At 71.3% G+C, this 12673-nt stretch carries 13 protein-coding genes; 3 read left to right on the top strand and 10 right to left on the bottom strand.

The annotated features are described in order from the left end of the window. Nucleotides 1-16 precede the first annotated feature (16 nt). The gene (locus AVW11_RS10770; RefSeq protein ID WP_225884903.1) at nt 17-382 is read right to left on the bottom strand and encodes a cupin domain-containing protein; all 366 of its coding nucleotides are present in this window, start codon (nt 380-382) and stop codon (nt 17-19) included. A gap of 89 nt (nt 383-471) precedes the next feature. On the opposite strand from AVW11_RS10770, the gene AVW11_RS10765 reads away from it, so the two are divergent. Then, nucleotides 472-948, top strand: a complete 477-nt coding sequence (locus AVW11_RS10765; RefSeq protein ID WP_413081556.1) for a MarR family winged helix-turn-helix transcriptional regulator — start codon at nt 472-474, stop codon at nt 946-948. 36 nt (nt 949-984) lie between these two features. Here the strand turns inward: AVW11_RS10765 and AVW11_RS10760 are convergent, their stop codons facing one another. The 8 genes from AVW11_RS10760 to hemL all read right to left on the bottom strand — a co-directional run bounded on the left by AVW11_RS10760 (nt 985) and on the right by hemL (nt 9198). Next, entirely contained in the window at nt 985-1500 is a 516-nt protein-coding gene (locus AVW11_RS10760; protein WP_060181044.1) for an SRPBCC domain-containing protein, read from the bottom strand. Between the two features lie 25 nt (nt 1501-1525). After that, the gene (ccsB, locus tag AVW11_RS10755) at nt 1526-2608 is read right to left on the bottom strand and encodes a c-type cytochrome biogenesis protein CcsB (protein ID WP_030855559.1); all 1083 of its coding nucleotides are present in this window, start codon (nt 2606-2608) and stop codon (nt 1526-1528) included. Further along, nucleotides 2605-4302: a cytochrome c biogenesis protein ResB gene (gene resB / locus AVW11_RS10750; RefSeq protein ID WP_060181045.1), complete on the bottom strand. Its 1698-nt coding sequence runs from the start codon at nt 4300-4302 to the stop codon at nt 2605-2607. The genes ccsB and resB overlap by 4 nt, the downstream gene beginning before the upstream one ends. 13 nt (nt 4303-4315) lie before the next feature. Beyond that, entirely contained in the window at nt 4316-5089 is a 774-nt protein-coding gene (locus AVW11_RS10745; protein ID WP_060181046.1) for a cytochrome c biogenesis CcdA family protein, read from the bottom strand. Between the two features lie 4 nt (nt 5090-5093). Then, entirely contained in the window at nt 5094-5720 is a 627-nt protein-coding gene (locus AVW11_RS10740) for a TlpA family protein disulfide reductase (RefSeq protein WP_076043868.1), read from the bottom strand. 78 nt (nt 5721-5798) lie between these two features. After that, complete coding sequence (locus AVW11_RS10735; protein ID WP_420713497.1) at nt 5799-7034, bottom strand: polysaccharide deacetylase family protein; 1236 nt, start codon at nt 7032-7034, stop codon at nt 5799-5801. Nucleotides 7035-7180: 146 nt separating this feature from the next. Next, entirely contained in the window at nt 7181-7879 is a 699-nt protein-coding gene (locus tag AVW11_RS10730) for a histidine phosphatase family protein (RefSeq protein WP_030855554.1), read from the bottom strand. Continuing rightward, nucleotides 7876-9198 carry a glutamate-1-semialdehyde 2,1-aminomutase gene (hemL, locus tag AVW11_RS10725; RefSeq protein ID WP_076043867.1) on the bottom strand — a complete coding sequence of 441 codons (1323 nt, stop codon included), beginning with the start codon at nt 9196-9198 and terminating at the stop codon, nt 7876-7878. The genes AVW11_RS10730 and hemL overlap by 4 nt, the downstream gene beginning before the upstream one ends. 133 nt (nt 9199-9331) lie before the next feature. Between hemL and AVW11_RS10720 the strand changes: the two genes are divergently transcribed. After that, the gene (locus tag AVW11_RS10720; protein WP_076043866.1) at nt 9332-9940 is read left to right on the top strand and encodes a hypothetical protein; all 609 of its coding nucleotides are present in this window, start codon (nt 9332-9334) and stop codon (nt 9938-9940) included. A 335-nt stretch (nt 9941-10275) separates the two neighbouring features. Here AVW11_RS10720 and AVW11_RS10715 read toward each other — a convergent pair whose 3' ends face one another. After that, a complete protein-coding gene (locus tag AVW11_RS10715) occupies nt 10276-11559 on the bottom strand; it encodes a COG1470 family protein (RefSeq protein WP_060181048.1) in 1284 nt (427 codons plus the stop codon). Between the two features lie 253 nt (nt 11560-11812). Between AVW11_RS10715 and AVW11_RS10710 the strand changes: the two genes are divergently transcribed. Next, nucleotides 11813-12526 carry a helix-turn-helix transcriptional regulator gene (locus AVW11_RS10710; RefSeq protein ID WP_060181049.1) on the top strand — a complete coding sequence of 238 codons (714 nt, stop codon included), beginning with the start codon at nt 11813-11815 and terminating at the stop codon, nt 12524-12526. Nucleotides 12527-12673 lie beyond the last annotated feature (147 nt).

Here is a 12673-nt window from a genome sequence, read left to right as displayed (position 1 = left end):
CCTGTCGCGGGCCCGGCTACCGCGCCCAGGGGAGGACGCGGGGCTCCTCCTCGCCCGGCACCGACACCACGCCGTCCGCGCGCATCGCCACATGGGCCCGGAAGGTCTCGGCGGCGTGGATCCTGCGCGGCGCGTCCGCCGGGAGGACCAGGGTCTGGCCCGTGGTGACCTTCTGGGTGCGGCCGTCGGAGGTGACCTCCAGGGAGCCGGCGGTGAGGGTCCAGACCTGCTCGCGGCTGACGGAGTGTTCGGGGCCGGTGGCTCCGGCGGGCATGTCGACCTGCCAGGTGCTGAGCTCCGAGCTGCCGCGGCTGGGGGCGGCGAGGCCGGTCATGGCGGCGTTCGGGGTGGTGGTGACGTGGTCGGGGGAAGTGGTGATCACGTACAAGGCGAGTCCTCCTCGACGAATGAGTCAAGCCGCTTTACTTGTGTGAGTAAAGCAGCTTGACCCTCCCGTGTCACCATGTTTGCGTGACGAGAGAAGACGCGATGGAGAGCGGCGGGGGCGTCGAGCTGACGTTCCTGCTCGGCCTGGGCTTCCAACTGGTGCTGGGCGAGTTCACCCGGCGCCTCGCCGAGGTCGGATACGCCGACCTGCGGCCCGTGCACGGCATGGCCTTCCAGGCCCTGAAGGGGCGTGGCGCGACCGCCACCGAGCTCGCCGAGCGGCTCGGGGTGACCAAACAGGCCGCCGGGCAGATCGTCGACGACCTGGAGAGGCGCGGCTACGTCCGCCGCGAGCCGCACCCGGAGGGCGGGCGCCGCAAGCTGGTCGTCCTGACGGGTGCGGCGCGCGAACACCTCGCCGTCGCGGGCCGGATCCTGCACGAGCTGGAGGCGGAGCTCGCCGGCAGCGCGGACATCGGCGCCCTGCGCCGGGAGCTGGCCCGCGTCGTGCGCGCGCTGCACGGGCAGGACGGGCTGCCACCCCTGCGCCCGGTGTGGTGATCCTGTGCGGGGGGCGCGGGGCGGCCGGGTGGGGGCTCAGGAGGCCTTGCGGGCGCTGCCGAAGGATCCGTACGACTCGCGCAGCCGCGCCCGGCGGGTGTCCGTCCAGGAGGACCAGTCCGCCGGGCGGCCGGCCAGGGCGGCTTCCAGCAGCTCGAAGTGCTCGTGCCAGCCGGCCAGGCAGTCGAGGCGGTCCTCCTCGGTGCCGCCGCGCTCGTTCAGGAACCGCAGGACCGTCGAATCGGTGCCGACCGCCTCCAGGTGGAAGCGGATCCGCCCCTGCCCGCTCAGGGTGTACTCGGCGACGCGTTCCACGTCCCAGGCCGTGACGTGGCCCGTCGCCACGGTTGCGGTGTTCAGCCAGCGCAGCGTCACGGCCCCGCCGAGGTGCCGTTCCAGGACGTCGGCCGCGGCCAGCCAGCCGCGCAGCCCGTCCGGTGTGGTCAGGGCGTGCCAGAGGGCCTCGTAGGCGTAGGGGAGGTGCAGCTCGAAGCGGAGCAGCCAGTGGTTCTCGCCGCGCCGTTCGCTGGTGGCATGGCTCACGAGGGACATGCCACCAGCGTCCCACTCCGGCCGGTCAGACGCCCGCGTACGAGTGCTTGCCGCTGAGCAGGATGTTCACGCCGTAGTAGTTCCAGATCCAGCAGGCGAAGGCGAAGAGCGCCAGGTAGGCGGCCTTGCGGCCCTTCCAGCCGGCGGTGGCGCGGGCGTGCAGGTAGCAGGCGTACGCCACCCAGGTCACGAAGGACCAGACCTCCTTGGGGTCCCAGCCCCAGTAGCGGCCCCAGGCGTCGCCCGCCCAGATCGCGCCCGCGATGATCGTGAACGTCCACAGCGGGAAGACGGCCGCGTTGATGCGGTACGAGAACTTGTCGAGCGAGGCCGCCGAGGGCAGGCGCTCCAGGACGGACGAGGCGATCCTGCCGGGCTTGCCGCCGCCGGCGAGCTTGGCCTCGTAGGAGTCGCGGAAGAGGTACAGGACCGCGCCGGCCGCGCCGAGGTAGAAGACGGCGCCGCAGAAGATGGCGGTGGAGACGTGGATCCACAGCCAGTAGGAGTGCAGGGCCGGGACCAGCTGGTCGCTGTCGGTGTAGAGCCAGGTGACGGCAATGCCGAGGTCGAGCAGGACGGTGGTGACCAGGATCAGGCCGAGCCAGCGGACGTTCTTCTTCAGGGCGAGGAGCACCAGGTAGGTGCCGACGGCCACCGTGGAGAAGGTGATCGAGAACTCGTACATGTTGCCCCAGGGGGCCCGCTCGACGGACAGGGCGCGGGTGACCACGCCGGCCGCCTCGACGAGGAAGGCGAGCGCGGTCAGCGAGACCGCGATCCGCCCGTACAGGTCTCCCTGCACGGTGCCGCCGGCGGCGCCGGGGCCGTCCGGGACGTCGCGGGTGCCCGCGCCGGAGCGGGTGGTGACCTTGGGCCGGTCCAGTACGGCGGTGGCGCCGCCCTTGCCGCGCACCTGCACGGCCGGTGCCGCGGCACCGGCGGTGCCGGTCAGCGCGGCGGCCGTGCGGGCCACCTTGCTGCGGCTGCCGAAGGTCCACTCGGCGATGTGCGCGAAGAAGGCGAGCGTGTAGACCGCCATCGACGAATAGACCAGGTAGTTGCTGATCTCAGCCAGGTTCTCGTTGGCTGCGGCTGCGAGCGGCGTCATCCGCGCTCTCCTTCAGGGGTTTCTTCAACAGGATCAGACACGCTGGGCGCCTGCTGGTGCAGCATGGCGGCGAGGTCCGCCAGCTCCTCCGGAAGCTTGGCGGACTCGCTGCGGCCGAGGCCCGCCATCTCCACGACGGTCACGCCGTCCTTGCCCTCCACCGCGCGCACCCAGATCCGGCGGCGCTGGATGAACAGCGACCCGGCCAGGCCCGCGATGGCGGCGATCGCGCCCGCGAGGGCGAGGCCGCTGCCGGGCTGCTGGGTGACGGAGAAGGTGGCCCAGCGCTCGATGCCCTCGAACTTCACGGTGCCCGCGCCGTTCGGCAGGTCCATCGTCTCGCCGGGCGCCAGCCTCTTGATGAGCTGCTGGCCCGACTCGTCCTTGAACATCTCCATCTTGGAGGTTTCCAGGCGGTAGACGTTCTGCGGCAGGCCCGAGTCCACACCGAGGCTGCCGTGCCAGGCGTTGAGCATGAGCTGCGGGTTCAGGAGGGCGGGGAACTGGGAGAACATCGTCCCCTTGCCCTCGCCTGCGAAGGTCGGCACGAAGACGGCGGTGAAGCCGAGCTGCTCCGCCTTGCCGTCCTTGTCCTTGTAGCCGTCGGTGACCTTGACCGCTCCGGTGGAGGTGAGGTTGCCGTCCTGCGGGAGCACCGGGACGGCGTCCTTGTAGACGACCTTTCCGGTGGAGTCGGTCACGGAGATGATCGGCGCGTAGCCGTGGCCGAGGAGGTAGACCTTGGAGCCGTCGATCTCCAAGGGCTCGTTGACCTGGATCTCGCGCTTCTCGGGCTTTCCGTGGGCTCCCTCGGTGAGGGTGACGTGCGCCTTGAAGTCGCGCGGGGTGCCCCGCTGCGGGCCGGACATCTCGTAGGTGGCGTCGAAGCGGTCCAGGGTGAAGCTGAACGGCGGCAGGTCGTCCGGGTGGAAGAGCGTGCCGGGCTTGAAGTCGTCGTACTGGGTGAGCGTGTTCGAGAAGCCGCTGCCGCGCAGGACCAGCTTGCCGCCCTCGGACTTGAAGTACTGGCCCCAGGCGAAGGCCACGAGCATCACGATCAGCGCGACGTGGAAGAGCAGGTTCCCGGCCTCGCGGAGGTAGCCCTTCTCGGCCGCGACGGTGCCGCTGCCGTCCTCGGTGCGGAAGCGCTTGCCCGCGAGCAGCGTCCTGGCGTACGAGAGGACCTCGTCGGGGGTCTTGTCGGTGCGCCACGTGGTGTGGGCGGGCAGCCGGTCGAGCCGCTTGGGGGCGCCCGGCGGGCGGCCGCGGAGCTGGCCGACGAACTGCCAGGCGCGCGGGACGATGCAGCCGATCAGCGAGACGAACAGCAGCAGGTAGATCGCGGAGAACCACACCGAGCTGTAGACGTCGAAGAGCTGGAACGCCTCGGCGACGCCGACGAAGGAGGGGTTGTCCTTCTTCCACTGGGCGACCTTCAGCGCGTCCACGTCGGTCTGCGGGACGAGGGAGCCGGGGATGGCGCCCAGGGACAGCAGGAAGAGCAGGATCAGCGCCACCCGCATGGAGGTGAGCTGCCGCCAGAACCAGCGGACCCAGCCGATCACGCCGATGCCGACGGGACCGCTGTCCTCGACGGGGGCGGTGGAGAGCTGGGAGCCGGCCGCGGCCTCGGAGGGGTCCGCCGGGGAGGGCTCGGGCGACGTCTCGGTGGACGCTTTGTCTGTCGTACTCATGTCCGTCGGTTCCTCAGATCCCCACCGTGAAGCTTTGGGTCCAGGCCTGCATGTCGGTGACGATGCTGTCCCACAAACCTGTGACGAGCAGCAGGCCGGTGAGGATCAGCATGCCGCCGCCGATCCGCATCACCCATGCATAGTGCTGCTTCACCCAGCCGAACGCACCGAGCGCCTTGCGGAAGGCGATCGCGGCGAGGATGAAGGGCACGCCGAGGCCCAGACAGTAGACGACGGTGAGCAGGGCGCCGCGGCCGGCGCTCGCCTGGTCGATGGAGAGGGTGTTGACGGCGGCGAGGGTCGGGCCCATGCAGGGGGTCCAGCCGACGCCGAAGAGCACGCCGAGCAGCGGCGCGCCGAGCAGGCCGGCGGTCGGCTTCTTGTGGAAGCGGAACTCCCGCATGGTCAGGCCGGGGATGGCTCCCATGAAGAAGAGGCCGAGGACGATCACCAGGGCGCCCAGCACCCGGGAGATGATCGCCTTGTTCTCCTGGAGCTCGGAGCCGAAGTACCCGAAGAGCGCGCCGGTGGAGACGAAGACGGCGGTGAACCCGGCGACGAACAGGGCGGCGCCCGCCAGCATCCGCCCTCGGCGGGCCTCGGCGAGGTCGGCGCCGCTGACGCCGGTCACGTAGGAGAGGTAGCCGGGGACCAGCGGCAGGACGCAGGGCGAGAAGAAGGAGACGAGTCCCGCGAGGAGTGCGATGGGCACCGCCAGCAGCAGGGCGCCGTTCAGGACCGTCTCGTTCACACCCGTGGCCTCGGCGGCGAGGACGTACTCGACCACGAGGTCACTGCTCCGCGAGGACGGGGTCGATCATCGAGCGCAGTTGCTCCTCGCTGAGGGGGGCGAGGGTGCGTGCGGCGATCCGGCCCTCGCGGTCCAGGACGAGGGTGGAGGGAATGGCGTTCGGGCTGAGGCTGCCCTTGGGGAAGCGGAGCAGCTGCTTGCCGTCGGGGTCGTAGAGGCTCGGGTAGGTGATCCCGAAGGTCTCCTCGAAGGAGGCGGCGTTCTGCTTGCTGTTGTCGCGGACGTTGACGCCCACGAAGACGACGTCCTTGCCGGCGTCGGCGAGCTCCTTGGAGACCTTCGCGAAGGACGGGGCCTCGGCGCGGCACGGCGGGCACCAGGAGCCCCAGACGTTGAGGACGACGACCTTGCCCTTGAGGGCGGCCGTGTCGAGGGGCTTGCCGTCGACGGTCTCGCCGTCGAGCCCCGGGGCCTCGACGCGCTCGCCCTCGGCGGCGGTGGAGATGCCGCTCGCACCCGTGACGTAGTTGCCGCCGCTGCCGGTCGGCTTGCCGCTGTCCGAGCCGCCGCACGCCGTGAGCGTGAGGGCGCCGGTGACGGTCACCGCGGTCAGCAGGAGGGCGCGGCCGCTGGGTGAGCGGCGTCGGGGGGCGCGGCTAAGGCTCATGTGAAAAGTTTCGCATGAGCAATTCGCGGATTTTCCGCGCCCCCCGGCCGGGTGTCAATGCCCTGGTCAGGCGATGGTTCAGGCCGCGGTGAGGTACGCGTTCCAGCCGCCGGCGGGCGACTGGCCGGGGCCGAGGGTGCGCAGCCGGGCGAGGACCTTGGGGTCCTGGGCCTCCAGCCAGTCGGTGAACTGCCGGAAGGACACGAGCCTTACATCCCTTTTGTCCGCCATGCCCTTGAGGGCTTCCTCGACGGCATCCATGTAGATGCCTCCGTTCCACTCCTCGAAGTGGTTGCCGATGAAGAGCGGCGCGCGGTTGGTCTCGTAGGCGCGGCGGAACCCGCCGAGGTAGGTGGCCGTGGCCTGGGCCCGCCAGGCCGGGTAGTGGGCGGGGACGCCCTTCGTGGTGTTCTTCGACTGGTTGGCGAGGATGTTGTAGTCCATCGAGAGCACCTCGAAGGAGTGGCCCGGGAAGGGCAGGGACTGCAACGGCAGGTCCCAGACGCCCGACCTGCGCACGGGCCAGACCTGGAGGCCGCCGGGCGAGCTGGAGTCGTAGCGCCAGCCCAGCTTCCGGGCGGTCGGCAGGAGGTTGTCCCGGCCCAGGAGGCAGGGGGTGCGGGCGCCGGTCAGCTCCTTGCGGTAGTCGAAGGGCAGCGGTTCCACATCGGTGAAGCCGGTGTGCGTGCGCCAGCTTGTGACGAAGGACACGGCCTGGTCGATCTCGCTCTCCCAGTCGGCCGGGGTCCAGCGCGCGACGGAGCCGGAGCCCCCGCAGAAGTGGCCGTTGAAGTGCGTGCCTATCTCGTGCCCGTCGAGCCACGCCTCGCGGACGAGGCGGAGGGTGGTGCGGACGTTCTCGTCCTTGAGGTAGCCGATGTCGGACGCGCCGACGGGATTGTTCGGCGGCCGGTAGAGGCTCCGCTTCGACTCGGGCAGCAGATAGATGCCGGAGAGGAAGAAGGTCATGGCCGCGCCGTGGTCCTTGGCGAGCTTGAGGAAGCGCGGGAAGAGGCCGTTGCCGATCTCCCCCGCGCCGTCCCAGCTGAAGACCACGAACTGCGGCGGCGTCTCGCCCGGCTGGAGCGGCACGGGCCGGTCGGGCTGGTGGGGCTGCGGGCCGGTGTCGGCGGTGGAGCCGTCACCGATGGGCCTGGCCGGCGTCTTCTCACCGGGCTTCGGGTTCTTCACGGGTCCGGGAGCGCCGGGACCGGACACATCGGGCAGTCCGCAGCCGGCGACTCCCATCGCGGCCGCGGCGCCAAGTCCCAGTCCCAGCAACCCCCTCCGACTGACTCCCCTGATGTCGCGCATGTCACCGTCCCCATCGTCGTCACCACACCCGACTCAAAGTCCGCATGAACGGACAAGTTGACCGGACATGTGTGCTGACACGGTGATTCCCGCGCATCTTGTATTTAATTAGACAGACCTGTAACGGTCCGTAACAGACCGTCGGATCAGGCGCCGAACGCCTTGGAGGCGCCCTTCACCGGCTTCGCCCCCGCCAGCAGATGGGCCGGGACCAGGTCCCGCGCCGGCTCGCTGTAGCCCACCGACACCAGCTTGTCGCCCTGGAACGTGAAGGACGTCAGGGACGCGAGGGTGCACTGCCGGCGGCGCGGGTCGTGCCACAGCCGGCGCTTCTCGGCGAAGCTGCGCACGATCCAGATCGGCAGCTGATGGCTGACCGCCACCGCCTCGTGGCCGCGGGCCGCGTCGCGCGCCGCCTCCAGCGCGCTCATCATCCGGACCACCTGCTCGACGTACGGCTCGCCCCAGGACGGCTTGAACGGATTCGTCAGGTGCTTCCAGTTGCCGGGCCTGCGCAGCGCGCCGTCGCCGACGCCGAAGGTCTTGCCCTCGAAGACGTTCTCCGCCTCCAGCAGCCGCGAGTCCGTCGCCAGGTCCAGCCCGTGGGCCTTGGCGATCGGCTCCGCCGTCTCCTGCGCCCGCTCCAGCGGCGAGGACACCACGTAGGCGATGTCCCGGCCCTTCAGGTGCTCGGCGACCCGGTCCGCCATCCGGCGGCCCAGCTCCGAGAGGTGGTAGCCCTCGCGGCGCCCGTACAGGACCCCGTCCGGGTTGTGCACCTCACCGTGGCGCACCAGGTGCACGACCGTGAGGTCGGACTTCGCGTCGCGGCCGACGGCGCTCATGCGGTGGCCTCCGCGGCGGCCCGGGCGGCGGCCGGCAGGGCTGCCGCGACGCGCTCGATCGCCTTCTCGTCGTGGGCGGTGGACACGAACCAGGACTCGAAGGCGGACGGCGGCAGGTAGACGCCCTGCGCCAGCATCGAGTGGAAGAACGCGTTGAAGCGGAAGCTCTCCTGCTTCTTCGCGTCGTCGTAGTTGCGCACCGCGTCCCCGGTGAAGAAGACGGAGAACATGTTGGACGCGGTCTGCAGGCGGTGCGCCACGCCCTCCTTGGCGAGCGCCCCGGTGACCAGGCCCTGGATCTCCGCCGAGACGGCGTCGACCTTCTCGTACGCGGCCGCGTCGAGCAGCCGCAGCTGCGCGAGGCCCGCGGCGGTGGCGATCGGGTTCCCGGAGAGCGTGCCGGCCTGGTAGACGGGCCCCGCGGGGGCGAGGTGGCCCATGACGTCGGCGCGGCCGCCGAACGCCGCGGCGGGGAAGCCGCCGCCCATGACCTTGCCGAAGGTCATCAGGTCGGGCTTGACCCCGTCGACGCCGTACCAGCCGGCGCGGGAGGTGCGGAAGCCCGTCATGACCTCGTCGGAGATGTAGAGCGCGCCGTTCTCCCGGCAGAGGTCCGCGAGCCCCTGGTTGAAGCCCTCGGCGGGGGTGACCACGCCCATGTTGCCGGGCGCCGCCTCGGTGATCACGCAGGCGATCTCGCCGGGGTGCGCGGCGAACGCCGCCCGCACCGCTTCGAGGTCGTTGTACGGCAGCACGATCGTGTCGCCGGCCTGCGCGCCCGTCACGCCGGGGGTGTCCGGCAGCGCGAAGGTGGCGAGCCCGGAACCGGCGGCGGCCAGCAGCGCGTCCACGTGACCGTGGTAGCAGCCGGCGAACTTCACGACCTTGGCGCGACCGGTGAAGCCGCGTGCCAGCCGGATCGCCGACATGGTCGCCTCGGTCCCGGAGGACACCAGGCGCACCTGCTCCACCGGCTCGATGCGCGCCACGATCTCCTCCGCGAGCGCCACCTCGCCCTCACCGGGCGCACCGAAGGAGGTGCCGCGCGCGACGGCCGCCTGGACGGCCTCGATCACCTCGGGGTGGGAGTGGCCGAGGATCATCGGCCCCCACGAGCAGACGAGGTCCACGTACTCGCGGCCGTCGGCATCGGTGAGGTACGGACCGGTGCCGGACACCATGAACCGGGGCGTACCGCCCACGGCGCGGAAGGCGCGCACGGGAGAGTTCACGCCGCCGGGGGTCACGAGGGAGGCGCGCTCGAAGAGCGTCTGCGAAACTGGGGCTTCATACGGGTACGGGTAGCTCACACCAGCCATGGTCTCAGAGGCTGCGACAGACTTGCGGGCGGGCGTTTCACCGCGTCGCCGCGGGGGAGGTCACTGCCATGATGATCAGGCTGCGTGGCGGAGGTCACGGGGCCGGGACGAGCAAGACCAGTCGGGTGGAGATATGCAACGCGGTGGTGGACCGGGCGAGGGTACGGACGGCCTCGATCCGCAGCGCGCCCGCGAAGCCCGCGAGGCCCGCCGCCGGGGCAAGCACCGCCGGCGCGCCACCGAGGCGGCCGACGCCGTGCCGGAGCCCGCGGCGGAGCCGGAGGACGTGCCCCGGGGCCGCGGCATGGGCGTGACGTACAAGTACTTCGGCGCACCGGACGGCGCGACGGCGGCCCGGGTCCCGGTGACGATGCGCCCGGAGGAGCTCGGCGGCGACGAGCTCGGCATGGGCGGCCTCTTCACCAAGATCAAGCCGGAGACGGTGGCCGCGATGGTCCTGACCGGCATCGAGGGCATACCCCTGCACAAGGTGCCGCCGCTGGAGCTGGTCGTCCTCCACCCCGACTACGCGGTGGTCAAGCTCCCGATGACGGTGGTCGACCCGCTCCGCGGGATCGGCGAGGAGTCCGTGGGCGCCGCCGCCTTCATCTGGTCCACGGTCCCCGACCGCGGCGGCCCGAGCGACGCCTTCAACGTCTACCAGCTCCTCCACGAGTGGCAGGACTTCAGCCACCGGCTGCACGAGGCCGGCCACCAGCCGTACTGCCTGGTCTGGCCCTGACGCCTCCCTCCCCTCCCCCGAGCCCGGCCGCTGCCTGAACCCGGGCGGCACCGCGCTGGCCGGAACATGCCGCTGCCCCCCTGCCGCGACCCGGGCGGGCCAGGGAGCGGGGAGTTGCAGGCGAGGCGCGAGAGTCGAAATACAGCCAAATTTTTTCCACGGTCTTGCTACCGCCCAGTAGTCGCGCAAGAGCCGTGGAACGGCGTCACCGCACCGGAAGGCGGGAATGCCGACGACCCGTCACCAGCCCGTCCGGTAAGCACTTTCCGGACGGACCGGTGCGGGTCCGCTTTGTTCCTGGCCGAGCCTGACGGACGATGTCCGTGCCGCTCGGGTCACCTGAGGTCGCTCAGCACACCACTCACGTTGAGGACTTCGTGGCACTCCTGCGCCTGACGGCCGGTGGCCGGCGTGCCCGGCTTTGCACAGGTCACCTGCACGGTCACAGTCTGGCTCTCGGTGATGCTGATGGGGGTGACCCAGTGGTAGTCCTGGTTTCGGAACGTCTCCAGCGCAATCGTCGTGATCTTCCGATCGCCGAAGTTGATCGTCACCACGCCCTCGTCGCCCTGGAAGTTGGCGACCACGATGTCCGTGATCCCGAACACCTTGCCCGCGGGCACCGTGTACGAGCCGGTCTTGCTCTGACCGCCGCCGGTCTGCAGGTCGATGGTGGCCGAGCTCTGCAGCCCTCCCCCGCCGCCGCCGGCTCCGGTACCCGAACCGCCGCCGCCCGCCCCGGGCTGGTTGCCCTTGGCCGCGCCCGGTCCCGCACCCGCGCCGCCGGGCTGCTTGCCGCCACCGGTCACCGGGGTCTGCCCCGCAGCGTCCGCGGCGGGCGCCGGGTTCCTGGCGGCCTCGGCCGCGGCCTCCTTGGCCGTGCTGCGCACGGCCGGGCGCACCAGCATGAACCAGGCGAGCAGCAGCGCGAGCAGTGCGGCCAGCACCGCGAGCAGCCACGTCGGGAAGATCGGGATCTGGACGAACTCCACCTCCAGCGGCCCCCGTACGGCCTCATGCTCGGCACGCGCCGCGGCGTCCTCGCCGTCGCCGCCTTCCGCGGTCTCGGCCACCTCCACGGTGAACGGCCAGGTCACAGGCGCCCCGAACCACACCGGGCCGGCGGCGCGGACCTTCAGCACCACCTCGGCGGACTCGCCCGGCTCCAGCTTCAGCGTGGGCGGGGCGAAGTCGAACTTCAGCTCCTCGCCCGGCTGCGCGGGCGTGAAGCCCACCTTCACCGGGGCGTTCCCCTCGTTGCGCACGGCGATGCGGTAACGACCGCGCAGCCATCCGCGGCGGCGTTTGGGAGCGCTCTCCGCCCGCAGTTCCCGGAACTGCTCCACATGCACGGTGGTCTCGGGGACCCGCACCGCATCGGGCTGCTCGGTGGGCAGCACCCGCACGGCGAGCGGCACGTCCCCGGCCCGCACCTGGGGCGAACGGGGCGGCGCCAGTCGGATCGTGACCGTTTCGGAGGTTCCCGGATACAGCGAGACGCGCGCGGGTTCCACCGTGGTCCAGGCAGCGCAGTCGCCGACGACTTCCAGGCGGTACGCCTCGACGATGTCGCTGTCGTTGCGCACGGTCAGGCTCGTGGTGGCGGTACCGCCCGGCATCACCGACACCGGCTCGATGTCGAGGACGGGCGCGCCAGGGCTGGGAGAGGCAGCTGGGGATGTCACGCCACGACGCTACGGCGCCGCCCCGGCCGCCACCACGGACGCGGGGGCAAGGCCCCGGGCAGTCCCGATGCCCCCACAGACTTCCCCAACTCCTCATGCACGGCCGCCGGTTGGATCTCAACGTCGCGATCCGACCAGGCCGGCCGATCCGTCACCCCAGATACGCATCACGGAACAGGTACGACACATGCGCTGCGCTGACAACAACAGCCCCTCCCTCAACGCCGGCTCCGGCATACCCCAGCCCCCCGCCCCGGCCCCTCCCCGCAGAACGGGCCGGCGGGTGACGGTGGCCGTGTACGCGTCGGACCCGATCCTGCGCGTCGGGGTCGTCCACCAGCTGCGCCAACGCCCCGAGATCGAGCTCGTCCCCGACGCGGAGGCCGACGCCGCGCAGGTGTCGCTCGTGACGGTGGACAGCGTCGACGACGAGACGGCCGCCCTGCTCTACCGGCTGCGGCACAACCCCGACACCCGCACCGGCCTCGTGGTGGGCACCTTCGAGTCCGGGGACGCCCTGCAGCGCGCCATCGAATGCGGGGTCAGCGCGGTGCTGCGGCGCGCCGAGGCCGACCAGGACCGGCTCCTGCGGCTGGTCCTGGCGATCGCGAACGGCGAGGGCGTGCTGCCCGGCGACCTGCTCGCGAAACTCCTCGACCACATGGGAAGCCTGCAGCGCTCCGCGCTCGACCCGCGCTCGGTGTCCCTGTCCACCCTGACCTCGCGCGAGGCGGACATGCTGCGGCTGGTGTCGGAGGGCCTGGACACCGCGGAGATCGCACGCAAGACCTCCTACTCCGAACGGACCGTCAAGAACGTCCTGCACGAGGTCATCACGCGCCTGCAACTGCGCAATCGGACGCACGCGGTCGGCTACGCCCTGCGCAACGGGCTGATCTGACCGCACACGGCAGCCCGCACGGCTCCGACCGGCCGCCGCTGCCCGAAAGCGCAAGGGACGCTTCCCCCGGGTCCGGCCCCGCGGCCCTGCCGGTCCGCGCGGCCGGACCGGCAGGGTGGTGGGGGGACAGGCAGGATGCGGGACCGG

The sequence above is a fragment of the Streptomyces amritsarensis genome, from assembly GCF_001953875.1.
Taxonomy (GTDB): Bacteria; Actinomycetota; Actinomycetes; order Streptomycetales; family Streptomycetaceae; genus Streptomyces; species Streptomyces amritsarensis.
Note: the sequence above shows the minus strand (reverse complement) of the source record. Positions and strands in the feature narration are given on the sequence as shown.

Coding starts and splice junctions, on each gene's coding strand:
- AVW11_RS10730 (WP_030855554.1), bottom strand. CDS start 7,879: ATGAGCGCCGTCGGCCGCGACGCGAAGTCCGACCTCACGGTCGTGCAC.
- AVW11_RS10735 (WP_420713497.1), bottom strand. CDS start 7,034: ATGCGCGACATCAGGGGAGTCAGTCGGAGGGGGTTGCTGGGACTGGGA.
- AVW11_RS10760 (WP_060181044.1), bottom strand. CDS start 1,500: ATGTCCCTCGTGAGCCATGCCACCAGCGAACGGCGCGGCGAGAACCAC.
- AVW11_RS10710 (WP_060181049.1), top strand. CDS start 11,813: ATGCGCTGCGCTGACAACAACAGCCCCTCCCTCAACGCCGGCTCCGGC.
- AVW11_RS10715 (WP_060181048.1), bottom strand. CDS start 11,559: ATGCCGGGCGGTACCGCCACCACGAGCCTGACCGTGCGCAACGACAGC.
- AVW11_RS10740 (WP_076043868.1), bottom strand. CDS start 5,720: ATGAGCCTTAGCCGCGCCCCCCGACGCCGCTCACCCAGCGGCCGCGCC.
- resB (WP_060181045.1), bottom strand. CDS start 4,302: ATGAGTACGACAGACAAAGCGTCCACCGAGACGTCGCCCGAGCCCTCC.
- AVW11_RS10720 (WP_076043866.1), top strand. CDS start 9,332: ATGCAACGCGGTGGTGGACCGGGCGAGGGTACGGACGGCCTCGATCCG.
- ccsB (WP_030855559.1), bottom strand. CDS start 2,608: ATGACGCCGCTCGCAGCCGCAGCCAACGAGAACCTGGCTGAGATCAGC.
- hemL (WP_076043867.1), bottom strand. CDS start 9,198: ATGGCTGGTGTGAGCTACCCGTACCCGTATGAAGCCCCAGTTTCGCAG.